The following is a 22,212-nucleotide window of genomic DNA, read 5'->3' as shown; positions in this document are numbered from 1 at the left end:
CCCGCTCGTTGCGCGGTCGTCGGCCCTCGGCGGGCGTGTGTCGTGCGCCGGAGCCCGCCCTCCACACGGGCGCGCACATGCCGGCCGCGCCGCACTTCCCGTCGCGCTCGCTCCACGTGCCCGGAGCTGTCCTGCTCGCTACATGTGCCCGGAGCTCTGGTCCGGACGCTCCCCACGGGCGAGCTTCGCCGCCTCCTCGGCAGCCACGTTCGCCCCCTCGCGGGCCTGCTCCTCGCGGCCCCGTCCCTCCGGGGACTCGTCGCGCGCGGCCTTGCCGACGCTCTCCTCGGGCTCGCCCTTCCCCCGCTTGGCGCGCCCCTTCAGCCTGATCATGTCGCATCCCCTTCCAGGAACACGGGGGTGTCTGTCACGTATCCACCCTCTGCTCCCGGCGTTCCCGTCGCAAGAGTGCCCGTATGTCACAGCGCGCGCAGCGCCGGGAGCAGCTCCTTCTCCGCCCACTCCAGGAAGGGGAGCTGGGAGGCGCCGCCGATCTGCACCAGGGCGATCTCGGTGAAGCCGGCCTCGAGGTAGGGCCTGACCGCGTCCACGAAGCGGCCGACGTCGTCCCCGCAGGGGATGGACTCCGCCACGTCCTGCTCGCGGACGTACTCGGTGGCGGCGGCGAAGGCGGACGGTCCGGGCAGCTCCGCGTTGACCTTCCAGCCGCCGCCGAACCAGCGGAACTGCTCGTGCGCCCGCCGCACCGCCGCCTCGCGGTCGCGGTCGTAACACACGGGCAACTGCCCGACGCGCGGCTTGCCGGTGCCGCCGTGCCGGTCGAACGCGTGGAGCAGCTCCGCCTGCGGCTCGACCGCGATCACCAGATCGGCCAGGCGACCGGCGAGCGCGCACGACCTCTCGCCGGAGACCGCGATCCCGATGGGAGGCGGCGGGTCCGGCAGGTCCCACAGCTTCGCCGACTCCACCTGGAAGTGTTCGCCGCGGTGGTTGACGTGACCGCCCTGGAACAACGCGCGGATGATCTGGACGGCCTCGTCGAGCCGGTCCAATCGCACGTCGGCGGGTGGCCAGCCACCGCCCACGATGTGCTCGTTCAGGTTCTCCCCCGACCCGAGGCCGAGTCGGAAGCGTCCGCCGGACAACAACTGGACGGTGGCGGCCTTCTGCGCCACGACCGCCGGGTGGTAGCGGAAGGTCGGGCAGGTCACACAGGTCATCAGCGGCAGCCGTGACGTCGCCTGGGCGACCGCTCCCAGCACGGCCCACACGTAGGGCGAGTGGCCCTGGGTGTCGAGCCAGGGAAAGTAGTGGTCCGAGGCCACGGCGAAGTCGAAACCGCTCTCCTCGGCCCGGACGGCGTGGGCCACCAGGTCGACCGGACTCGCCTGCTCGGTCATCACGGTGTATCCGAATTGGGTCATATGGTGTGGCCTACCCCATGAGTCGCATCGCCTATCAGCCGCCGGTGCACGCCCTGTGGGCGGCCGGCAGGGGGATCCACGGCCCCGGGGCGGAGCGCTCCGGCCGGCGGTCAGGGGTGCTCGTCGCTCAGGCGTGCCAGGAAGAGGACGCCGACGGCGGTGAGGGCGGTGCCCGCGGCTTCGGGCAGGATCCACCATCCGGTGCGAACGCGGTCTCCGAAGAGGACCGCGCCGAGCAGGAGGCTGAATCCCGCCTCGCCCAGGGTCAGGGCGGGTTGCGCGGCGATGAGCGGGCCGGAGCCCATCGCGTTGGCGAGCAGGAACAGCGCCGCGGCGCCCGCCAGGACACAGCCGTACGTCTGCCAGGCCGTCAGCAGCCCCGGGGCGCCGGCCTCGCCGAAGCGGTGGGTGGACTCCTTCATCAGGGCGGCCGTCAGGGCGTAGCTGATGGCGGAGGCCGTGGCGAAGAGGGCGGCGCGGGTCGGGCCGTGGCGTCGGCGCAGCGCGCCGGCCGTGCAGAGGGCGATGGCCGCGCCGGTGCCGATGAGGGTGATCGTCCATGTGGCGGCGGTGACGGGGCGGTCTCCCTCGGCCGGCGCGGCCGCGGTGAGGGCGAGGGCCAGCCCCACAGCGGTGAGAGCGCAGGCCCGCCAGCCGCCGCGGGGCATCGGAGTGCCGATGAAGACACGGGCGATGATCAGGGTGAGGGGCAGTTCGGCGACGAGGATGGGCTGGACGAGGGTGAGGGAGCCCAGGGCGAGGGCCGTCGCCTGCCCGCCGGCGGCCAGCACGATCACCGCGATGCTGGCGCTCCAGGCCGGGCTGCGCAGCAGGCGCCGGACGCCGCGGAGGCTGAACGTCTGGCCCGGAGGCACCGTCAGGGCGGCGACCCGCTGGAGCACGGTGGCGGTCGCGTTCGCCGCCGCGGTCAGGACGGCCAGCAGGGCGGACAGGGCGACGGCTGCCACGACGCTCCTCTCACCGTAGGCCCGGCTCACCCTGGCCCGGGCTCACCCTGGCCCGGGGCTCACCCTGCGCCCCGGGCTTCGGGCCCGAACCCGGCGCGTAGGGCCCGTGCACCGGGCACCGGGCCTCGGGTTCCCGGCCCCGGCCCGTGGCCCGCGCCGGCCCCGCGCCAAGCCCCCGACCCCGGCTCGGGTCAGCGGTTGCGGGTGGCGGTTCGATCGTGCGCCGATCGTGGCGGGGCGTGGACGCGGGACACGGTGCCATGGGCCGTGACGGGAGTGCGTACGGCCGGGGCTGGGGCCTGGAGCGCGGTGTGGGCGGCGTAGGCCAACAGCAGCAGCCAGGCGCCGACCACCAGCAGATGGGCGCGCTGCGGGACGCCGTGCCAGCCGGGGTGGCCCAGCAGCGGGCCGACGGTGAGCAGCGACGACACCAGCGCACAGACCAGCAGTCGCGGCCCCCACCAGGCGATGTGCGCGGCCCCGGGCCGGCTCGCGTGCCGCGGCGACCACCAGCTGAGCAGGGCCAGCGACGCGAACAGGCAGAGGTGCACCAGCGCGCTGGTGAGGGTGTGCCAGGGGTGCAACGGCTGGCAGTCGGGCCGCACGGAGGGGGCGCAGGACATCGGGAGGAGCACGTCGGCGACCGAGGCCGCCCCGAAGCCGGCCAGCGCCCACCACCCGGCGCCGGCGGCCGCATGGCGGCCGAAGAGATCGCGGCAGACGAGTGCCGCGACGCAGATCAGCGCCGCGCACACCAGCTCCAGGTTGCCGAACAGCCACCGGTAGGGCTGATCGGCGGCGTACAGCTCACTGACGTAGGAGTGCCGGGAGTCCAGGTAGGTCGGCACGACGACCTCCAGGATCCAGGCGTTGTAGAGCACCGCCGCGGCCGCCAGCATCCACACCGCCCCGCGCTGGCGCGCCTCCCGCCAGCGGTTACGCCGACCGCGCTGGGGAGGCACACCGCCTGATCCCCTGGCTTGTCGTGTCACCGGTACCCCTCCCGGCCGTCGTGTGCTGTCCGACGCGGCATTGTCGTCAACCCGAGCACACGACAGGGCGTCGACAGCGCCGCGAGGTCACTCCATCGACGTACGGACACGTCGACCTGGCGCGCCTGGAGCGCCAGTTGACCCGCGTCGCGTTACCATGCTTATGGGCGTATTGCGCTTCTGTGAGCGGTCTCTTCGGGGCGCTCGGGCGGCCGCGGGCCGGCCCGCCCCGGCCGCGCCAGCCATACCAGCCGCGTTCATGACGAGAATCTCCCCTCCACGCGGGTTGAGGAGGGCATCACCATGGCCCAGGATCACGGCGTTCAGCAGCGGAACCAGCCGGGCCCCGAAGCCGACAAGCCGCTGCGGATCGTTCCCGACGCGGGGGAGCACACCGATGACGACGGTGTGCTCCGAAGGTATGTCGATCCCGGAGCCACGCTGGCACGCGCGTCGAGTGCCAGGGAGGCCATCGAGCGGTTCATGGCGGAGCGCACGGGCGAGCTGAGGTCCGACCGCATCGACCTGCGCGAGGTGGACGCGAGTGAGGGCGCGGCGACGCTGAGGATCCGCTACCAGCAGTTCCACCACGACCTCCCCGTGTCGGGAGCCACCGTGCAGGCGGTGGCCGATGTGAGGCAGGCCGGCGTCATCGAGGTCGACCACGGCGGGGAGCTCGATATGACGGGCGCGCCCGATCCGGCTGCCGCCCGCTCCCTCGACGTCCTCCGAGAGGTCGCCCTCGCGGCCTTCGAAGAGGACTACGGCACCGCGGAGGTCATCAAGGACGAACTCGTCTATCTCCGCGACGATTCCAGACCCGCCCTGCCGGAGACCGACTGTCCCACCGCCTCGATCGCGCTGCTGAACCGGGGTGAGCGGCCCGACGGCGCCCTGCGCCTCGTTCGGGAGTTCCTCGTGGAGACCACCGGACCCTTCGAGCACTTTCACGTCGTCGTGGACGCCGTCTCCGGCGAACTGCTCTGGATCACCATCGCGGGCAGATACGTGGCGGCGACCCTCAAGGTCTTCTCGCCCGACCCGGTGACCGAGTCGAACGACGGCACGTTGCACGGAGGCTCCAGCGCGGCGACGCTCGACGCCTTCCGTCACGACGTCCAAGCCGAGATCGCTCCCGCGGACGGTGGAGAGTTCCGACTCGACGGGCAGTGGTTCCGGTGCGAGGACGTGGACACCCCCAGCTTCGCTCAGCCGCGGGAAACCGCACCCAGCTTCACCTACCCGACGTATCCCAGCAATCGCGGCTTCCTGAGCGTGAACGCCTACTACTGGCTCGACTCCGCGGCGCGCTACCTCCGCGGCCTGGGGAACGCCACGCTGAACGCCAACATGACGAAGGTCGAGGTCGACGCCCAGGCGCTCGACGGCGGGGACAACAGCGAGTGGCTCGGCACACGGACCCCTCCGCTGATCCGCTTCGGGGAGGGCGGCGCGCCGGACGCCGCCGACTTCGGCGTCATCGTCCACGAGTACACCCACGGCGTGTTCCAGTGGCTCGGCGCGGAGCACGGCGGGTCGCGGTCGTACGAGCACAGCGTCTGCGACGCGCTGCCCGCCATCTACCGGGACAGGTTCAACCCCGCCGGAAACCGTCGTACCGAGACCTTCCCCTTCGACAACAACGCCACCAACCAGTGGAGCAGGGAACGTCGGCTCGACCGCACCGAGCGGTTCGACGACGAGCGCTTCAACACCTACAGCCGCGATCTCCGCAACTCGATGCTCGGCACGGCGCTGTGGCGGTGCTATCTGGGAATGGGAGGCGACTCGTCCGATCCGGCCGAACGGATCGAGGCGGCCGACGCCATGATCAGAACGATGCTGGAGATGTTGCTCATCGTGCCGGACGACGTCTCCTCGGGCGCGGCGCACGCCGCCAGCATGGCCCAGGGCTGCGTCACGGCGGACACCACGCTCACCGGTGGGCTGTTCAGCAAGGTGATGGACGAGGCCTTCACCGGCCAGGGACTGTGGGCGTGGCGGCCGGTGGACGTCTACATCGCCGACAACCCCACGGACACCGGGGCCCTGCCGAGCGCCCGCCCCCACCTGACCTCTCCCGACATCTGGGTCCGCAACGACGACCCCGGTACGGGCGACGACCCCGCACTGGGCCACCAGACTCCCGTCGACGACCGACCGAACCACGTCTACGTGCGCGTACACAACCGGGGAACCCACGCGGCCGCGCCCGGAGCGTTCCGACTCGAGGTGTTCCGGTGCGACCGCCGCTCCGGGATGCTCTGGCCGACCCACTTCCAGTCGATCGGCGCGCTGACGATCGACCAGGCGGTTCCGGCCGGCGGCGCGGTGCGCGTCGGCCCCGTGGCGTGGACGCCGCGCCCGGCGGACCACGCGTTCCTGGCGGCGGTCGTGCACGGCGCCCCGGACCCGGCGATCACCGCGACCCTTGGCGGACCGGTCCCCGCCGACCGGCTCGTTCGGTTCGACAACAACGTGGGGCTGCGCGATGTGTCCCCGTAGCCGGATCGACCGGAACGACGCACACGACGGCGACGGGCGGCCGTCACGGCGACCCGACAGCACCGAGGGGCGGTCGTTCCCCGTCCCCGACAAGCGTCGACCGCCGAGCGCGGCCGTCATGGTCGCGCCGCGGGAACGCACGGGGGCCGGCGTGCCGACGGACGAGTTCACGGCGACACATGTCGAAGCGGTCTCTCCGGTGGCCCTGCGGGACACGGTCGAGGCACTCGCGTCGTTCCACACGAGGCACACCGACTCGCCCCACCTCAAGGGGGCCGCCGCGCTGATATCGGACCGGTTCACGGCGGTGGGATATCCGGACGTGGATCGACGGCCCTGGTCCCACGCCGGGCACGGCGCGCACAACATCGTCTGCACCAAGCCGGGGACCGGAGACGGCGAACCCGAGATCATCGTGTGCGCCCACTACGACTGCCGGATGGAGGACCTGGCCGACGCGACCGCACGGGCCCCCGGAGCCGACGACAACGGAAGCGGCGTCGCGGCCGTCCTCGAAGTCGCCCGGCTGCTCGCCCCGGTCGACCTCTCCACCACGGTCCGCTTCGTGGCCTTCTCCGGAGAGGAACAGGGGTTGTGGGGGTCCACCGCCTACGCCGCCGAGCTCCACGCCGCGGACTCCGACGTCTACCGGGTCATCAATCTGGACATGGTCGGCCGGCCGCCGGCGGACGGCTCGGTGACGGTGGAGCGCGACATCGGCAACGCCGTACCGGGCAACGACGCCGCCTCGCACGCCCTCGGCGCGGTGATGGCGCAGGCCGCCGCGGCCTACACATCGCTGCCGGTCAAACTCGGCCCCATCTACGCCAGCGACTACATGCCCTTCGAGGCACACAGCGACATCACGGTCGGCGCCTACGAGGGAGAGGGGAACCCGCACTACCACCGGACGTCCGACGCGCCGTCGACGCTGGACTACGGCTACCTCGCCGCCGTCACCAAGACGGTGCTGGCGACCCTGCTCGCCGAAGCGCTGGACGGAGTCGACGCGGCCCGTTCGACCGGAGCCCCGTAGCCGGTCTCCGCGAGGTCACCGGCTTGCGACGGAGGGGCGGTCGCGGCGCGCGTCGTGCAGCACCGAGCCCCACCACAGCAGTTGGTTGAGCATCTCCTTGGCGGCGCCCTCCGGGCCTTCCGGGTCGAGGAGCCTGCCGTCGGGGGAGAAGAGCAGGTAGTAGCGGGGGAAGGAGACGTAGTCGCGGACGGTGTGGGCCTGCAACTCGTTGAAGACCTGCCGCAACTGCTCGATGGCCAGCAGGCCGCCGCTGGCACCGCTGTACCCGACGAAGCCGATCGGCTTGGCCTGCCACTCCGTGTAGTGCCAGTCGATGGCGGCCTTCAACGAGGCCGGGAAGCTGCGGTTGTAGTCGGGCGTCACGACGACGACCGCGTCGGCGGCCTCAAGGCGGCGGGTCAGCGCGGACATCCCGTCCGGGCGCGGCAGGTCCGGCTGCATCGCCGGGGGCACGGACGGCAGTTCCAGCGGGATGTCGAGGTCCGCCAGATCGATCAGATCCACCTCGAACTCGCCATGCCGTTCGGCCTGTTCGACGAACCAGTTCGCGACCACGGGCCCGAAGCGGCCCTCTCGGACACTGCCGACGATCACGGCGAGGTTCAGCTGCTCACGGGACATGAAAGTGCTCCTCATACGGAAGGGAGGGGTTGCCGGCCCCCGAGGCGGGGCCGTGCACCCACCCTGCCGGGCGGGCGGAGGTGACGGGGAGGCCGGGCGGAGAGTGGTAGTGGCAGGGCCACCCTCGCGCCCGACGGGGGTGCTACGTTCGGCGCGTGAGCGACAACGAGCTGGGCCTCTTCCTGCGACTGCGCCGTGAGGCCGTCACGCCGGCCGAGGTGGGACTGCCCGCCGGGGCGCGCCGCCGCACGCCCGGACTGCGCCGCTCGGAGCTGGCGACGCTCGCCGGGGTCAGCGTCGAGTACCTCACCCGGCTGGAACAGGGGCGTGACCGGCGGCCGTCGACTCAGGTGCTGTCCGCCCTGGCGGACGCGCTGCGCCTCACCAGCGGCGAGCGGGTCCATCTGCACCGCCTGTCCAAGGGCGCCGACGCGAGCTTCAGCTGCACGGGTGGGACCGAGCCGAACCGGGACGTCAGGCCCACCGTACGGGCGCTGCTCGACCGGCTGGAACCGGCGCCCGCCGTCCTGCTGAACCGGCTGAGCGAGATCCTGGCCTACACGGACGGCTACCGGCGGCTGGTCGGACCGCTGGGAGCCCTGGACGGCAGCCGACCGAACCTCGCTCGCTTCGTCTTCACCGATCCGCGGGCCCGCACGGCCTACCCGGACTGGGACCGCGTCGCCGACGAGCAGGTCGCGATCCTCAAGCAGGGTCCGGGCCGGACCGACGTCCATGTGGGGGCGCTGATGGACGAGTTGACCGTCTCGTGCGGAGCGGAGTTCGCCGGGCGGCTCGAGACGCTCCCGGGGCTGCCGACGTCGAGCGGGCTCATGCGGGTGGTCCATCCGGAGACGGGTGAACTGCGCCTGGCGTACGAGACACTCGACCTGCCCACCGACGACGACCAGCGGCTTGTGGTCCACCTGCCCGCCGACGACGCGGCCGCCGCGGCGCTCGACCGCCTCACCGGCCGGCGCCCCGGCGCGCTCCGAGCGGTCTGAGCGGTCCGGGCGGTCTGAGCGGTCCGGGCGGTCTGAGCGCTCCGAGCGGTCTGAGCGGCCTGAGGCGACGGCCGTCGCGGGCCGCCCAAGGCGGCCGCCGGCTCCTGCCCGGGCGGGCCTTTCACGGCGCCCGGGCAGGGTGACGCCCGGCGATCGGCTGCGGCGCCCGGGCAGGGTGACGCCCGGCGATCGGATCAGGCCCGTCGGAGCCATCGACCCGTCGACGACGGGCAGCTCGGTGCGGGGCGCGTCTCGTGCCGTCTCCTCTCCTCTCCTCTCCTCTCTCCTCTCGTCATGCCGGTGCCGGACGCTGCCGGAGCCCCCCTCGGTTGGATGACCGATGTGCCCGGTCCTCGGGAGGGCGCAGAGTGACTGCGGCTCCCGTGGATACGCCGCGCGGCCGCAATGACGCTTCGAGAGAAGGGCACCGCCTTGTCCGCCACCCCAGCAGACATCGTCTTCGTCAACGGCTCGGTCCTGACCGTCGACTCCCGCTTCTCCGTGGCCTCCGCCCTGGCGGTCAGCGACGGCCTCGTGAGCGCGGTCGGCGACCGGGCGGAGGTCATGGCGCACGCCGGCCCCGCGACCCGGGTCGTCGACCTGAAGGGCGGAACCCTCCTGCCCGGCATCAACGACTCGCACCTGCACGGCTGCGCGTTCGGGCTGACCCAGCCCCCGCTCTCCGTCGACGTCGCCTACCCCACCGTACGGTCCATAGCCGACGTGGCCGAGGCCGTGCGCAAGGCGGCGGAGACGACCCGGGCGGGGGAGTGGATCAGCGGACACGGGTGGGACGCGGGATACCTCGCCGAATGCGTCGCCGACTCCTCCCGGCTGCCCACCCGCCAGGACCTCGACGCCGTCAGCCCGCACCACCCCGTCCTCCTCTACTCCGCCACCGGCCACGCCACCTGGGTCAACTCCGCGGCGCTGGACCGGGCCGGAGTCGACCGGAACACCCCCGTGCCGCCCGGCGGGGTCATCGTCACCGACGCGGCGGGCGAGCCCACCGGCCTGTTCCAGGAGGGCGCACAGGACCTCGTCCACGGGGCGCTGCCCGCCCTCTCCCCGGAGGTGCGGGCCGACGCCATCCGGGCCACGCTGCGCACCCTGGCCAAGCTGGGCATCACCAGCTACACCGAGCCCGGCCTCGGGCCCGGCGGCGACACCCTGATGCGCGGCGCCCTCGCCCACAGCACCCTCGACGTCTACCGGCGGCTGCTGGCCGCCGGCGAGTTGACCGCGCGGGTCGGCGTGCTGCTGCTTCCGAGCGGGATGACCGGGACGGCCGAGGAGTTCGTCAAGACGCTGACCGCCCTGGACGAGCCCGCGTCCCCCGACCCCCGTCGCCTCGCCATCCTCGGCGTCAAGCTGTTCGCCGACGGCATCCCGGTCAACAGGACCGCCTGGATGCACGAGCCGTACATCGGCGGCGGCTGCGGCGCCCTGTGCGTCGGCGGAGACACCGACGAGGAGCGCGTCGCCCAGATCAGCGAGATGATCCGCTTCACGCATGCCGCCGGCTACCAGGCCGGCGTCCACGTCACCGGGGACCGGGCCATCGACACGGTGGTCGACGCCTTCGCCGCCGCGGCCGCGGCACACCCACGGACCGACCCCCGGCACTACGTCATCCACGGCGACTTCCTCAGCGCCGACAGCATGCGCAAGCTGGCCGCCCACGGCTTCGGCGTCAACATGAACCCCACCATCAAGTGGACGGTCGCCGACCTGGAGGAGGAGTTCGTCGGCCCGGAGCGGGCCGGCTACGAGTGGCCGTACCGGGACGCGCTCGACGCCGGCGTCACCGTCACCAGCGGCTCCGACGCCCCCGTCACGCTCCCCGACTGGCGGCAGGGCCTCTCCACCATGATGCTCCGAGAGTCCAAGGCCAGCGGCCGCGTCAGCGGCCCCGACCAGCGCATCCGGCTCGCCGAGGCGATCCGCACCTACACCTCCGACGCCGCCTGGCAGGACTTCGCCGAGGACTGGAAGGGCACCCTGGAGGTGGGCAAGGTCGCCGACCTGTGCGTCCTCGCGGGCGACCTGCTGACCGCCGACCCGCACGGCATCCCCACCATGCCGGTGGTGTTCACCGCCGTCGGCGGCGACGTCGTGCACGATGAACTGACCAGCTGAAGTTGATCGTTGACGTCCCAGGGAGTTCTCAGGGAGTTTCGACGGGCAGACAGCCGTGCCACCTGCCGGAGCCACGGTGAAGAGCCCCAGCGCTTGGTACGGCCTGACGTCGACGGGGTATTGACGGGTTGTTGTGCGAGGTCAGGCGGTGGGCCTGCGTACTCGATGGGGACGCCGCCGTTCCAGTGCAGCCACTGCCCCATGGTCGGTCCGTGCTCCACTGGGTGAGCGTCTCGCCGTCCCAGCCGTACGCCCGGCAGTCGCCGATCCAGTGGATGCCCGTGGGGCGGCCCGGCTCCATGGAGGCGTAGACAGCGGACATGTGCGGCGGGCGGTCGTAGGCGTCGGCCATCCGTCCGGCAGCGGTCAGGCCGACAAGCCCGCCCATGGCCATCCCCATGAGGGTGATCACAGACGGTGCGTGCCTGGCGAAGTCGACTACCTCCTCGCGGTGGCCGGCCCCATCCACGACGGCCGCGCACACCCGATCGCCCCGCCGGTGCACATGGGCACCGTCCGCGCACGGCGACTCGGGCCCTGCCCGCTGAGCAACTCCGACCCCTCCACGCTCGCCGTGTTCTTCTCGATGTCCGTCACTGGACTCCTTCCGCCGAGGGGGTGGCCCGGCTCTGCGTTGGGTGAACGCGGTCTCCCTACGCCCGGACCACAAAGGGGAATATCAGGACGTTTCCTGTGACAAGCGTGGTCAGGTTGGGGCGAGGCCGCTGTCGCGGTCCGCGTACTCGCGGCGGGCCTTGCGCTGGGCCGGGGCCGCCGGGGTGCCCTGGGTTCCGTCGAGCGGCTGGCAGCGGGCGAGGAACTGGCGGTGCACGGCGCGGACGGCGGTGACTCACAGGGCGTAGCCCCCTGGTCGAGGCTGAGACTATGGAGCAAGATCGGGAACTCGCTGAGGACCTGCGCGGCCAGTTCCTCGACAACGTCGCCGACGTCGCCGACGCGGCGGCCGCACCGACGGTCCCCGCGCACACAGCCGCGGCAGAGCGGCCATGGCCGCGATCAGCGCCGCCACCGGCACGTCGTCCCGACTGGCTCAGCCGTCAGTACCTGGCGAGGGGGCCTTGGCCCAGACACAGATTCACCCATGGGTTGGAGTAGATCTACCGCTCGCCATATGTCTTCCACTGCATGACCGCCGCGCTCGGCCTCAGCCGGCGAGGCGCACGCCGAACAGCGGGGAGCCCGAGGTGGAAACACTGGTGCCGGAGGCGCTGATACCGGGCGTGCCGGTGGCGCTGGGGCCGTTGCTGCCACGGAAGTAGACGGCCGCCCCGTCGCCCGCGTTCTCGTCGGGAACGCCGACGAGCAGGTCCCATTCCAGGTCATTGTGGGTGTCGGCCAGGTGGAGGGAGCTGCCGAAGTGGTCGCCGGTCTCGTCGTTGCCCGGAACGTTGGGGGTGCTCTGGGCGAAGAACCTGGTGGAGGTGCTGCTGTCGGCCCCGATGGCGTCGAAGCCCTTCTCGCCGCCGAAAACGAGGGTGACCGCCCCGGTGCCGGTGGCGCTGCCCAGGCTCTCGCCGGGGGCGCCGATGGCAAGGATCTGGGAGCCGTACCCGTGAGACGCCGCGACCTCCAGGGAGGCGCCGAAGCGGTCGCCGGGTTCACTCGTGCCCGGAATATTGGAGGAATCCTGCGTCACGGTGTACGAGACGGTGGCGGACGGGCCCGTCGCGTCGCTGTGGAAGACGCGGACGGCGCCGCCGCCCTCGTTCGGGGCGCCGAGCGCGATGTCCTCGTAGTAGTTGTTGTCGAAGTCGCCGATCGCGACGGAGGTGCTGGTGGGCAGCTTGACGGTGCTGGCGGGGTGCAGGCCGGTGGCGGAGCCGAGCGCGTAGTACGTGCTGGCGCCGGTGACGACGATGTCGGCGATCAGGTCCTCGCCGCCGAAGTTGCCGGAGGCGATGGTCGTGGGGGCGCCCGTGACCGAGGCCGGTGGTACGAAGCGGTAGCCGCCGCCGTGGCCGCCCGCCTTGGTGAAGCCGCCGCGGTAGACGTCGATCGTCGGAATGTCCGAGCCGATGGCCAGGTCGGGCTTCTGGTCGCTGTCGACCAGGGCGGCGAGGACCCGGCCGAACTTGTCGTGGGAGGCGGGCGCCGGGTCAGCGACCGTCACCCCGCTGGTCAGGCCGGCGTCGGAGCCCCACAGGATGGCGACCGTGCCGCCGTCGGTGTCGGTGCCGAGGTCCTCGCCGGGGGTGCCGACGGCGAGGTCGGCGTAGCCGTCGCCGTCGAAGTCCTGCGCCACGATGGCGTCGCCGAAGCGGTCACCGGCCTCGGCTCCACCCGGGACGCCGGGGCTGTCCTGGCTGATGACGGTACGCCGGGTGTTGTTGGGGTCGGTGGTGCCGCCCCACAGGATGACGACCTGCCCGGCGGCGGACTTGCCGGCCACAGACGCCCCGGGGGCGGCAACCGCGATGTCGCGGTAGCCGTCGCCGTTGAAGTCGCCGGGCACGTTGGATCCGGCGGCGATGGCGGAGCCGGCCGTGACGGTGAGCAGCCCGCCCGTCAGGGCCGCGACAGCGGCGATGGCCAGGGTTTGGCGAAGGTGCTGGGACACGCTGAGTCTTCCTGCTTGGTACATACATCGAGAAGGGGGAGCCGCCCGTGCCGACCAGAGGCGACCTCGTCCCGGCGGTACACGGTGGTTGAGCGATCAAGAAGACCCGTGACCGAGAGCAAAGGTTGTACGAGGGATTCGCGCACGCAGCGATCGGACCCGCGGGCCTCAAGCCGGGACACATGGCGGAACTGAACCGGACGCCCGCCACTCTGGAGGAGCTCATGGCTGTGGCCCGCCGCATCCAGAGCGGCTGAGGCTTCACAACTCGACGAGCAACAGGTGAGAATGTTTTCCTTCCTGATCGGATCAGGACAGAACCCCCGGCCTGGCAGGACTTCGCCGAGGACTGGAAGGGCAACCTGGAGGTGGGCAAGGTCGCTGGTCGTCAGTGGCCGTAGCGTTCCGGTTTGGGGGCCCGTGCCATCAGCATGCCGGTGGCCTCGCGGAGATCGACGGTGCCGCCGAGTACCGCGACGACGACTTCGGTGATGGGCATCTCCACTCCGTGCCGCTGGGCGAGTTCCAGGATGGACTGGGACGACTTCACGCCTTCGGCGGTCTGGCGGGTGGCGGCGGCCGCTTCCGTGACGGTCATGCCCTGGCCGAGGTGCTCGCCGAAGGTGCGGTTGCGGGAGAGCGGTGAGGTGCAGGTGGCGATCAGATCGCCGACGCCGGCGAGTCCGGAGAGGGTGAGCGGGTTGGCGCCCAGGGCTTCGCCGAGCCTGGCGGTCTCCGCGAGGCCGCGGGTGATCAGCATCGCTCGGGCGTTGTCGCCCAGTCCCATTCCGGCGGCGAGTCCGACGGCGAGGGCGATGACGTTCTTCACCGCACCGCCGAGCTCGCAGCCCACCACGTCGGTGTTGGTGTAGGGGCGGAAGTACGGGGTGAAGCAGGCTTCCTGGAGGGCTTTGGCGGTGGTCGCGTCGTGGGAGGCGACCACGGAGGCGGCGGGGCTGCGGGCGGCGATCTCCCGGGCCAGGTTCGGACCCGAGACCACCGCGACACGGTCGGCGGGAACTCCGGTGACCTCGGTGATGACCTCACTCATCCGCAGGCCGCTGTGGGTCTCGATGCCCTTCATCAGACTGACGACCACCGTGCGTTCGCCGATCAAGGGCGCCCACCTGGCGAGGTTGTCGCGCAGCGACTGAGCGGGGATCGACACCACCATGTAGTCCGCGCCGTCCAGTGCCTCGCCAACCTCGGTGGTCGCGCGGAGCGAGTGGGGGAGGGAAACGTCCGGTAGGTAGGGGGAGTTCTGGTGTCGGGTGTTGATCTCGTCGACGACCTCCTGGCGGCGTCCGTGGAGGACGACGTCGTTGCCGGCGTCGGTGAGCACCGCCGCGAACGTCGTGCCCCATGAGCCGGCCGAGAACACCGCGACCCGGTTCATCCGTAACCCTCTCCCCTGAGCGCTGACCGTCACGCGACCTTATCGGCGCCGGGCTCGGAGGGGCGCCGTAACGTCAGCGCGGACGCGCGGCGTTCGCTGAGGAGAGGGAGGAAATCGGTTTGCCTCTCCGTGCCGCGGGAGCGAGGCTCGCCCCCATGACCACAGATTTCATCGTGCGTCCGGCCCGGCCCGCCGATGCCCGGACCTTGGCCGAACTGCGTTGGACCTTCAAGCAGGAGGACTACGAAGGGCGACCGCCGGCTCCCGCTCGGGACCTGGAAGAGGCTGAGCACTGGATCCGCGAGCGGCTCAGCGATGGCCACTGGTTGGCCTGGGTCGCGGAGAGCGACGGCGACATCCGCGGTCACGTCTTCCTCTGTCTGGTGGAGCGGATGCCGGAGCCCTATGAGGACAACAACCCGGTCGGCTATGTCACGAACTTCTTCGTCATGCCGTCGCAACGGAACAAGGGAGCCGGCTCGGCGCTCCTCGAGGCGCTGAGGCAGCATTCACGCAGCACCGGCCTGGAGGGCTTGATCGTCTGGCCGTCGGAGCGCAGCACCCCGCTCTACCGGCGCTTCGGATTCCAGCCTTCGGAGGAGCTGTTGGAACTTCCCTTCGGTGACGACGTCGTGCACGCCGAGCCCGCCGTTTGACCTGCGGATATCGGGTGGTCATGCTGGACGGGTGACAGTGAAGCAGAGCACGGCGGATGTGCTGGGCGCGGCCCTGCACGTGCGTGACGCGGCGCGCCACGTCGTCAAGGGGAGCGGCGGCGCGGACACCGTGCTCACGGCGCTCTCCGGGGTGATCGACTACGACCACGCGTCGCTCTCCCGCTGGGATCCGCTGCGGCGGCGACACCTCACCCTGGCCGGCAGCTACCCGGCCGAGGCCACCCGGTACATCGAGAACCGGCTGCACGACGACCCCGGCTTCACGCTCATCCGACACTCGGCGGACACCGCCCGCTGGTGGCACGACGTGCCCGGCCCGGTGCGGCGGACCTCCACGGGGTTCCACTCCGTCCTCGAACCTCTGGGAGTCGAGGACGGAGTGGCGCAGTGTCTGTTCGCCGCGGACGGCAGATACGTGGGCATCCTCAACGTCAGCACCACGCGGGCACGGTGCGACCAGCCGGCCGTCCGGGCCGTGATGACCTTGCTGGGCGAGTGTCTCGCGGCCGTCACCGACCCGCTGCTCGGGGCCGGTTCCGCCGGCGGAACCGGCGGTGCCGGCGGGTCCGAGGAGGCCGGGGCCTGCTCCTGCGCCGTGCTCGTGCCGGACGACGAGGACGCCGCCCCGGTCGCGGTGAGCGGCGAGCCGCTGCCCGGACTCACCGACGCCGGCTCCCCGCTGGTGGCCCTGGTGCGGCGCACCGCAGCCCGGCAGGCGCTCCCGACCACCGTGCTGGTGCCGTACCGACAGCGGCCCCTCGAACTGCGCCTGACCCGCCAGGGCGCCGGGACCGTCGTGGTGTGCCGCGCCGTGGCCCGCCCCTCGGCCCTCTCCCCGCGCGAGTTGGAGGTGCTGGCGGAGCTCACCCAGGGGCGGACCAACCGTGAGATCGCGAACCGTCTCTTCCTCAGCCCGCGCACGGTCGCCACCCACATCGAGCACATTCTCGCCAAACTCGACGTCCCCAACCGTGCGGCCGCGGCGGGACGGGCCGTCGCCTGGGGCCTCGAACCGGCACCCTGATCCCGCACGTCCCCAGCCGCCACACGTCCGCGGCTCCCGGCGGCGTGCCGTCGCGGTCCGTCCGAGGCGTCCGGCGGGCCGCCGCGCGGTCGAGCGCGGGGAGCGTACGGTCACGACGACCGATCGTCGTCGAGGTCGATGCCGTACGCCCCCCTGACTCGCGCGCCCCCCGCTCGTATCCTTGCGCTACGGCGCATCGGCCGAGCGTTACTGACGGGGGCAACGCGGTGTACGACGTGTTCATCTCTTACGCGGAAGCCGACGCCGACTGGGCTGCCCTGCTCGCCGATCGACTCCGGTCGGACGGTGTGCGCGTCTTCTTCGACCGATGCAGCCTGCGGCCGGGCGACGTCGTGGTGCACCAGCTCGAGGCGGCGATGCGCGGATCCCGGCACGGGATCCAGATCGTGGGCCCGCTCACCATGACCGAAGCCTGGGCGCGGCAGGAGTACGCGGCGCTGGTGCAGGCGTCGACCGGTCACGGCATGCGACTGATCCCCGTGCTGTGCGGCGACGCCGACATCCCGCCCTTCGCCGCGACCCGCGTGTGGATGGACTTCCGCAAGCTCAGCGGAGACGCGTTCAACGAGAAGGCCGCCGAACTGGCCCGTGTGCTGCGCGGCGAGGAGCGGGTCCGCACCGGCCACCCGGAGCGGGAACTCCTCGATCTCGTACGACCGCCGAGCCGTCGGAGCCCGACCGAGCCGACGCCCGCCTCGTTCGTCGTCTGCTACGCCCGCGCCGACGCCGGTTACGGTGAAGGGCTGGTGGACCACCTGGCCCGAGCGGATCTGCCCGCGTGGTCCCTCGGCGATCTCACCTGGGGTGACGACTACCTCTGGACGATCAGACAGCGACTCCGGCACGCCCTCGCGGTCGTCGTCCTGATGTCGCCGGAGGCCGAGGAGTCCGAGGACGTCACCCGCGAGATCCTCGAAGGTCAGCGCCACAGCAGGGAGTTCTTCCCCATCCTGCTGCGCGGGGACCGCAACTATCTGCTCGCCAGCAGCTGGTACTTCGACGCCAGGAACGGCCAACTGCCCGGGCCCGAGGAGTTACGCCTGCTACGCCGCCTCCACCCGCGGAGCGCCGGCGTCGACCGGTCGCCCGTCGGCGCGCCGGTCATGCCGCCGCCACCGGCAGCGCGGGCCCGGGGGCCGGCCCGGGCGGCCCTGGCGCCGGCCGTGCGCGGCCGCACATCGCTGAGCAGGCTGGAAGCCCTGCTCGCGGAGCGGGAGTTCGAGCACGCCGACCTGCTGACGACGACGCTGCTCCTGGAGTCGGTCGGCAGACTCGACACCGGCTGGCTGCGTCGAGCCGACGGAAGGCGGCTGCCCGACGCCCTGCTGTCCGAGATCGACGGCCTCTGGGCGCGGTTCTCGGACGAGACCCACGGATTCCGCGCGCAGGCGCGGCGCGCCCTGCTCGGAGGCGGCCGCCACGCCGACTTCATGGCCCTGTCCGTGGCGTACGGCTGGCGCGGTTCCGCGGCTGACGCCGTGCCCACGTACCAGGACTTCGTCCGTCGGTCCGGGGGCCACGGGTTCTTCCCGACGCTGCGCAACCCGCAGAGCGAACGGTACGTGGACTGGTACGACCAATGGACGGAGACGGTGCTCGCCGTGCATCTCCGGCTTCGGGAGGAGGGACGCGTCCGGTGACGTGGATTCTGTGGTTCCTACTGGCCGTCGGGGTTGCGGCGTTGGTCGCTCTCGTCGGCTACGGGGCGGGTCAGGCGGAGCGGGGCCCGTCCGGGCGTCGAACGCAGCGGACCGGCGCCCTCGTCGGGTACGGCGCAGGCAAACTGGGCTCCTGGACGGGGCTGTGCGTGGTGCCCGCCGAACACGTCGGCATCGTCTACCGAAGGTTCGGGTTCGCCCGGGCGGACCAGCGGTTCAAACGCATCACCCCGTACGCGTCCCGCGGCATCCAGGCGCGCACCCTCCTCCCCGGCCGCCCCTACTGGCTCATGCCCTTCCTGCACGGCGTCCGGTTCGAGCCGCGGACCCACATCCCGGCCGGAAAGATCGGACTGGTCCTCGCCACCGACGGAGCCAAGCGCGGCCGCCGTCGGACGCTCGGCCAGTACGTGGAGTGCGACAACTTCCAGGACGGCGTGGCCTTCCTGCTGGGCGGCGGCGAGCAGGGCCGGCAGCTCGCCGTACTGTCCGGCGACGCCTCGTACTACATCAACACCGCCCTGTTCCAGATCGACATCGTGCCCCGGACCTACATCGAGCCGGGGACGATCGGACTGGTCATCGCCAAGGACGGCGCCATCCGGCCGCCCGACCGCCCCTTCGGGCGGTATGTGGAGTGCGACAACTTCCAGGACGGCGCGGCGTTCCTGGACGGCGGCGGCGAGCAGGGCCGGCAGCTGGCGATCCTCGCCGGCGGCACCTCCTACGACATCAACCCCCACCTCTTCCAGGTGATCACCAGGCAGAGCGTGGACAGCGCCGACCACGGCGAGGGCGGCCTCCGCGCCGGCCACCTCAAGGAGATCGCGATCCCCGTCGGCCACGCCGGAGTCGTGATCACCCTCGACGGCGCCGAGCCCGAACGGGGGGAGCGCCGGGTCGGCCCGCTGGTGAAAGGGCACAGCAGCTTCCGGCTGCCCTGGGCCTTCCTGGAGAACGGAGGCTGGCGGGGCGTGCAGGAGGAGACGCTCGGCGAGGGCTCCGTCTGCGCGCTCAACCCCTGGTTCGTCCGGGTCGTGCTCATCCCGACCCGGCTGCTCATCCTGGACTGGAGCAACAAGGCCGGCGGCCAGGCGGACAACTACGACGCCGCGCTCGACCGCATCGTCGTCAACGTGCAGGGGCACCGGCTCCAGGTGGAGCTCAGACAGACGCTCAACATCCCCGAGACGGCCGCTCCCCGACTCGTCAGCGAGTTCGGCGACTCCTCGACGTCCGGGGTGGGGGGTCTGGTGAACAACCCCGCTCCGGTGCAGCGGTTCGTGGAGCGGGTGCTGGGCGGCGCCGTCGACACGTACTTCAACGGCATCGCCGCCGAGTCCACGGTGGAGGAGTTCCTCACCCTGTACGCCAGCATCCGCACCGACCTCGCGGCGCAGGTCCGCAACGCCCTCGCCGCCTGGGGAGTGGAGGCGGCCAGCACCAACCTGGGCGAGTTCGAGTCCCTCGACGGGGACCTGGACCAGGCGCGCAAGAGAGTGTCCGCGGAACAGATCCGCACCCAGGAACTGGTGGAACAGAAGAAGAACGCCATGATCAAGGCGGATATCCACCGTATCGAGCTGGAAGCCGAGCGGCAGCGCCGGCTGCTGAACGTCGCGGAGCTGGAACGCAGGATCGAGGTTCTCGGCCGGGACGCCATCGCCATGCAGATGTTCCTCGCGGAACTTCGGCACATGAAGGTGCCGCAGATCGTCAGCGGTGACGCGGAGTCCCTGCTCCAGTACCTGCCGATGCAGCGGGCCCTGGAACTGATCGACGGGGCGAGGCAGCGTGCCGAGCAGGCCGCGCTGGAGAAGCCCGGCTCGCAGCCCGATGCCGCGGGTCCGGCGGGCGTGGGGCGCGAGTAGAGGCCGTGGGCGTGGTGCGCGCGGCGTGCGGCTCTTTTCGGAGCCGTCCGGCTCATGACGGTCGCCGCCGTCCGGCTCATCGACGGTCGCCGCGCAGCGCCGACGCGATCTCGTCGATCCGCCGCGCCTGGAGGTCCTCGCTCACGCCGCGGAAGTCCGCGCAGTAGCGGGTGGCGGCGAACCCGGGCAGCTCGACGTCCCCGATCACCACGGGGATGAACAGCCGCCCGGTCTCGATCGACGGCTGCATCAGGGCGGCGTACTCCTGCCGCACCCAGCCGCTCGCCATCGACGCCGGGCTGAACACCAGCAGTCCGTGGGCCGCCTCGCGGATCGCGGTCTCGACGGTGTGCACCCGGACTCCGCCCGGCCGGCTCACGACCTCGTCGTAGGCGACGTCGAGCCCCTGCTCGCGGAGCCGCTCGGCGAAGGGGCGCACCCAGTCGGCATCCTCACGGTCGTAGGAGACGAACACGTCATAGCGCGGGGTGCCGGCGCCGGTCGGCGCGGAGGTGGAGGCGGCCGGCGGGTTCGGTGCCGGCGCCGGAGGGGCGGACGTGGGTGGGGCGGACGGGGGCGGCGTCGGTCGGTGCCGACGCCGCGTCAGCTGATGGCGCACCGCCACATAGGCGAAGTACGCGCCGACGACCCCGGCGACCGTGCCGACCACGCTGAGGACCAAGCCCGCCGTATCCACGGACAGCAGGTTAGTTCCCGGCTGTCCCGGATGTGAGGGTGCGGGCACCGGATGTGAGGGGGCGTCCTCGACGTGCGGGTGCGCGTCCTTGATGCGAGGTGCGCGTCCCCGATGTGAGGGTGCGCGTCCCACGGCTCAGTTCTTGCGCGCGGTCACCAGCGCGAAGCCGAGGAACTCACCGCCGTCCGCGGTGAGCATGTCGATCACGGGTTGGTTCGAGGCCCGGCCGTCCGGTCGGTGGTCGGCGCAGGCCCGGCTCCACAGCAGCCAGTCCCGCCAGCCGTCCTCCTGGAGTCGGGCGGAGGTGACCGTCACCAGCTCGGTGATCTCCCATTGGAAGCGCCACCACTCCGCCGTGTGCCAGGCGATCGCCTCCCAGCCGACGACCGCCTTGACGTGCGGGGGGATCGCCCCGAGCTCGCGTACCTCGCGGGTCATCGCGGGGGTCGCGATGCCCAGTTGCCCACCCGGGCGCAGGAACCGCGCGAGGTAGGGCAGGTAGCCGTCCGCCGTGCCGAAGTACTCGAACGCGTCGATGCTCACGACGGCGTCGAAGCTCTCCGCTTCGAACGGCAGGACGTGCGCCTCCGTTCGCACCGCCTCCACGCGGTCGCCCACGCCGGCCTCGGCGAAGACGGCAGCCGCCTCCTCCGCGGTGATCCACCAGTCGGCGGCGACGACCTGGACGCCGAACTCGCGGGCCAGGAACACCGAGGTGGCGCCCTTGCCGGAGCCGAGGTCGAGCACCCGCATGCCCGGGCGCAGCTCGAGGTCCCGAGCGAGGTCCTCCAACAGCCACAACGGGTTCGGCCCCATGTCCAGTTCGAGCAGCCAGGCGGGGTCGTAGCGGGACGAACGCGGATACCGGTTCGGACGTATGAGGTCATCCAGGGAAGTCACAGACCCCGACCCAAGCGGATCACGGGCGCTCGGGCAAGCGCGTTTCGCCGCGGCGACCGCTCCTTCCTCGGCTGAGGCCGAGGCCGAGGGGGCCAGGGGATGATGCCCTCGTCCCCTCGTCCCCTCGTCCCCTCGCCGGTCAGGCGGCGCGGCGGCGGCGTCGGGTGCGCAGCGCCACGTATCCGGTGAGCCCGCCGAGGGTGACGCAGATCGGGGAGTAGAGGCGCAGGTCCCAGTGTCGGAACACGGCGGGCGCGTCGCCCAGGCTGAGGCCCGAGACGGCGAAGCCGCCGAGACCGCGGGCGCCGAGGACGCCGGCGACCGTCCACATTCCGGCGCGTACCGGCCAGGAGCCGGCCCATCGGTTCGACGTCGGGCGGGATCCGGTCAGGACCAGCCCCGCGGCGGTGCCCAGCACCCCCGCCACCGCGAGCGTCTCCGGACCGGACGGGCGTTGTGACTCGTCGACTCCTACGAGCGTCGCCGCGAAGTCGCCCCACGACTTCAGCGGCCACGGCGAGAACACCCACACCACGTGCAGCGCCCCCGCCGCGAGCAGTGCGCCGGTGGCCGCCGTCGTGGCGACGCGCACGGTCCGGTCCGGGGCGACCCCGGACTCCGTGTCCGCCGTGTCCGGCGCGTCGGTCGCGTCCGCCGTGCCCGTACCGACCGCCTTGCCGCCGCCTGCGATCGCCCTGAGGTTCATCGCGTTGCCTCCCCGCTTTCCGTACATGCCTGTA

19 protein-coding genes are annotated in these 22,212 nt (G+C 71.9%); 8 read left to right on the top strand and 11 right to left on the bottom strand.

Features of this window, described 5'->3' with window-relative positions:
- Positions 1 to 138: 138 nt before the first annotated feature.
- The 4 genes from LRS74_RS02825 to LRS74_RS02810 form a co-directional block, all read right to left on the bottom strand.
- A complete protein-coding gene (locus LRS74_RS02825; RefSeq protein ID WP_277739472.1) occupies positions 139 to 333 on the bottom strand; it encodes a CsbD family protein in 195 nt (64 codons plus the stop codon).
- 86 nt (positions 334 to 419) lie between these two features.
- Positions 420 to 1,385: an LLM class F420-dependent oxidoreductase gene (locus LRS74_RS02820; RefSeq protein WP_277739471.1), complete on the bottom strand. Its 966-nt coding sequence runs from the start codon at positions 1,383 to 1,385 to the stop codon at positions 420 to 422.
- A 110-nt stretch (positions 1,386 to 1,495) separates the two neighbouring features.
- Positions 1,496 to 2,353 carry a DMT family transporter gene (locus LRS74_RS02815; RefSeq protein WP_277739470.1) on the bottom strand — a complete coding sequence of 286 codons (858 nt, stop codon included), beginning with the start codon at positions 2,351 to 2,353 and terminating at the stop codon, positions 1,496 to 1,498.
- A gap of 191 nt (positions 2,354 to 2,544) precedes the next feature.
- Positions 2,545 to 3,315 (bottom strand): DUF998 domain-containing protein, encoded by a 771-nt coding sequence (locus tag LRS74_RS02810; protein ID WP_277739469.1) that lies wholly within the window; start codon positions 3,313 to 3,315, stop codon positions 2,545 to 2,547.
- Positions 3,316 to 3,648: 333 nt separating this feature from the next.
- On the opposite strand from LRS74_RS02810, the gene LRS74_RS02805 reads away from it, so the two are divergent.
- Positions 3,649 to 5,850 carry a hypothetical protein gene (locus LRS74_RS02805; protein WP_277739468.1) on the top strand — a complete coding sequence of 734 codons (2,202 nt, stop codon included), beginning with the start codon at positions 3,649 to 3,651 and terminating at the stop codon, positions 5,848 to 5,850.
- Between the two features lie 151 nt (positions 5,851 to 6,001).
- Positions 6,002 to 6,886: a M20/M25/M40 family metallo-hydrolase gene (locus tag LRS74_RS02800; protein ID WP_277739467.1), complete on the top strand. Its 885-nt coding sequence runs from the start codon at positions 6,002 to 6,004 to the stop codon at positions 6,884 to 6,886.
- Between the two features lie 15 nt (positions 6,887 to 6,901).
- Here LRS74_RS02800 and LRS74_RS02795 read toward each other — a convergent pair whose 3' ends face one another.
- Positions 6,902 to 7,507: an NAD(P)H-dependent oxidoreductase gene (locus tag LRS74_RS02795; RefSeq protein WP_277739466.1), complete on the bottom strand. Its 606-nt coding sequence runs from the start codon at positions 7,505 to 7,507 to the stop codon at positions 6,902 to 6,904.
- 155 nt (positions 7,508 to 7,662) lie between these two features.
- Here LRS74_RS02795 and LRS74_RS02790 point away from each other — a divergent pair, with 155 nt between their 5' ends.
- Entirely contained in the window at positions 7,663 to 8,511 is an 849-nt protein-coding gene (locus LRS74_RS02790) for a helix-turn-helix transcriptional regulator (RefSeq protein ID WP_277739465.1), read from the top strand.
- 432 nt (positions 8,512 to 8,943) lie between these two features.
- Positions 8,944 to 10,650 (top strand): amidohydrolase, encoded by a 1,707-nt coding sequence (locus tag LRS74_RS02785; RefSeq protein WP_277739464.1) that lies wholly within the window; start codon positions 8,944 to 8,946, stop codon positions 10,648 to 10,650.
- Between the two features lie 706 nt (positions 10,651 to 11,356).
- On the opposite strand, the gene LRS74_RS02780 is transcribed toward LRS74_RS02785, so the two are convergent.
- From LRS74_RS02780 to LRS74_RS02770, 3 genes are all read right to left on the bottom strand, one after another.
- Positions 11,357 to 11,482 (bottom strand): hypothetical protein, encoded by a 126-nt coding sequence (locus LRS74_RS02780; protein WP_277739463.1) that lies wholly within the window; start codon positions 11,480 to 11,482, stop codon positions 11,357 to 11,359.
- Positions 11,483 to 11,815: 333 nt separating this feature from the next.
- On the bottom strand, positions 11,816 to 13,228 hold the full coding sequence (locus tag LRS74_RS02775) for an FG-GAP and VCBS repeat-containing protein (protein ID WP_277739462.1): 1,413 nt from the start codon (positions 13,226 to 13,228) through the stop codon (positions 11,816 to 11,818).
- A gap of 388 nt (positions 13,229 to 13,616) precedes the next feature.
- The gene (locus LRS74_RS02770) at positions 13,617 to 14,624 is read right to left on the bottom strand and encodes an NAD(P)H-dependent glycerol-3-phosphate dehydrogenase (RefSeq protein ID WP_277739461.1); all 1,008 of its coding nucleotides are present in this window, start codon (positions 14,622 to 14,624) and stop codon (positions 13,617 to 13,619) included.
- Between the two features lie 155 nt (positions 14,625 to 14,779).
- Between LRS74_RS02770 and LRS74_RS02765 the strand changes: the two genes are divergently transcribed.
- The 4 genes from LRS74_RS02765 to LRS74_RS02750 all read left to right on the top strand — a co-directional run bounded on the left by LRS74_RS02765 (position 14,780) and on the right by LRS74_RS02750 (position 19,875).
- A complete protein-coding gene (locus LRS74_RS02765) occupies positions 14,780 to 15,280 on the top strand; it encodes a GNAT family N-acetyltransferase (RefSeq protein ID WP_277739460.1) in 501 nt (166 codons plus the stop codon).
- Positions 15,281 to 15,311: 31 nt separating this feature from the next.
- Entirely contained in the window at positions 15,312 to 16,325 is a 1,014-nt protein-coding gene (locus tag LRS74_RS02760; RefSeq protein ID WP_277739459.1) for a helix-turn-helix transcriptional regulator, read from the top strand.
- A 236-nt stretch (positions 16,326 to 16,561) separates the two neighbouring features.
- Complete coding sequence (locus LRS74_RS02755; RefSeq protein WP_277739458.1) at positions 16,562 to 17,986, top strand: TIR domain-containing protein; 1,425 nt, start codon at positions 16,562 to 16,564, stop codon at positions 17,984 to 17,986.
- A complete protein-coding gene (locus LRS74_RS02750; RefSeq protein WP_277739457.1) occupies positions 17,983 to 19,875 on the top strand; it encodes an SPFH domain-containing protein in 1,893 nt (630 codons plus the stop codon). The genes LRS74_RS02755 and LRS74_RS02750 overlap by 4 nt, the downstream gene beginning before the upstream one ends.
- A 76-nt stretch (positions 19,876 to 19,951) precedes the next feature.
- Here the strand turns inward: LRS74_RS02750 and LRS74_RS02745 are convergent, their stop codons facing one another.
- The 3 genes from LRS74_RS02745 to LRS74_RS02735 form a co-directional block, all read right to left on the bottom strand.
- Positions 19,952 to 20,572 (bottom strand): toll/interleukin-1 receptor domain-containing protein, encoded by a 621-nt coding sequence (locus tag LRS74_RS02745; RefSeq protein WP_277739456.1) that lies wholly within the window; start codon positions 20,570 to 20,572, stop codon positions 19,952 to 19,954.
- 135 nt (positions 20,573 to 20,707) lie between these two features.
- The gene (locus LRS74_RS02740) at positions 20,708 to 21,472 is read right to left on the bottom strand and encodes a methyltransferase domain-containing protein (protein ID WP_277739455.1); all 765 of its coding nucleotides are present in this window, start codon (positions 21,470 to 21,472) and stop codon (positions 20,708 to 20,710) included.
- 139 nt (positions 21,473 to 21,611) lie between these two features.
- The gene (locus LRS74_RS02735; RefSeq protein ID WP_277739454.1) at positions 21,612 to 22,178 is read right to left on the bottom strand and encodes a DUF3995 domain-containing protein; all 567 of its coding nucleotides are present in this window, start codon (positions 22,176 to 22,178) and stop codon (positions 21,612 to 21,614) included.
- Positions 22,179 to 22,212: the final 34 nt, after the last annotated feature.

This window comes from Streptomyces sp. LX-29 (genome assembly GCF_029541745.1).
GTDB lineage: Bacteria > Actinomycetota > Actinomycetes > Streptomycetales > Streptomycetaceae > Streptomyces.
Note: the sequence above shows the minus strand (reverse complement) of the source record. Positions and strands in the feature narration are given on the sequence as shown.

Excerpts from the sequence above, each read along its gene's own strand:
- LRS74_RS02825 (WP_277739472.1), bottom strand. The coding sequence starts at position 333 with ATGATCAGGCTGAAGGGGCGCGCCAAGCGGGGGAAGGGCGAGCCCGAG.
- LRS74_RS02820 (WP_277739471.1), bottom strand. The coding sequence starts at position 1,385 with ATGACCCAATTCGGATACACCGTGATGACCGAGCAGGCGAGTCCGGTC.
- LRS74_RS02805 (WP_277739468.1), top strand. The coding sequence starts at position 3,649 with ATGGCCCAGGATCACGGCGTTCAGCAGCGGAACCAGCCGGGCCCCGAA.
- LRS74_RS02795 (WP_277739466.1), bottom strand. The coding sequence starts at position 7,507 with ATGTCCCGTGAGCAGCTGAACCTCGCCGTGATCGTCGGCAGTGTCCGA.
- LRS74_RS02770 (WP_277739461.1), bottom strand. The coding sequence starts at position 14,624 with ATGAACCGGGTCGCGGTGTTCTCGGCCGGCTCATGGGGCACGACGTTC.
- LRS74_RS02765 (WP_277739460.1), top strand. The coding sequence starts at position 14,780 with ATGACCACAGATTTCATCGTGCGTCCGGCCCGGCCCGCCGATGCCCGG.
- LRS74_RS02735 (WP_277739454.1), bottom strand. The coding sequence starts at position 22,178 with ATGAACCTCAGGGCGATCGCAGGCGGCGGCAAGGCGGTCGGTACGGGC.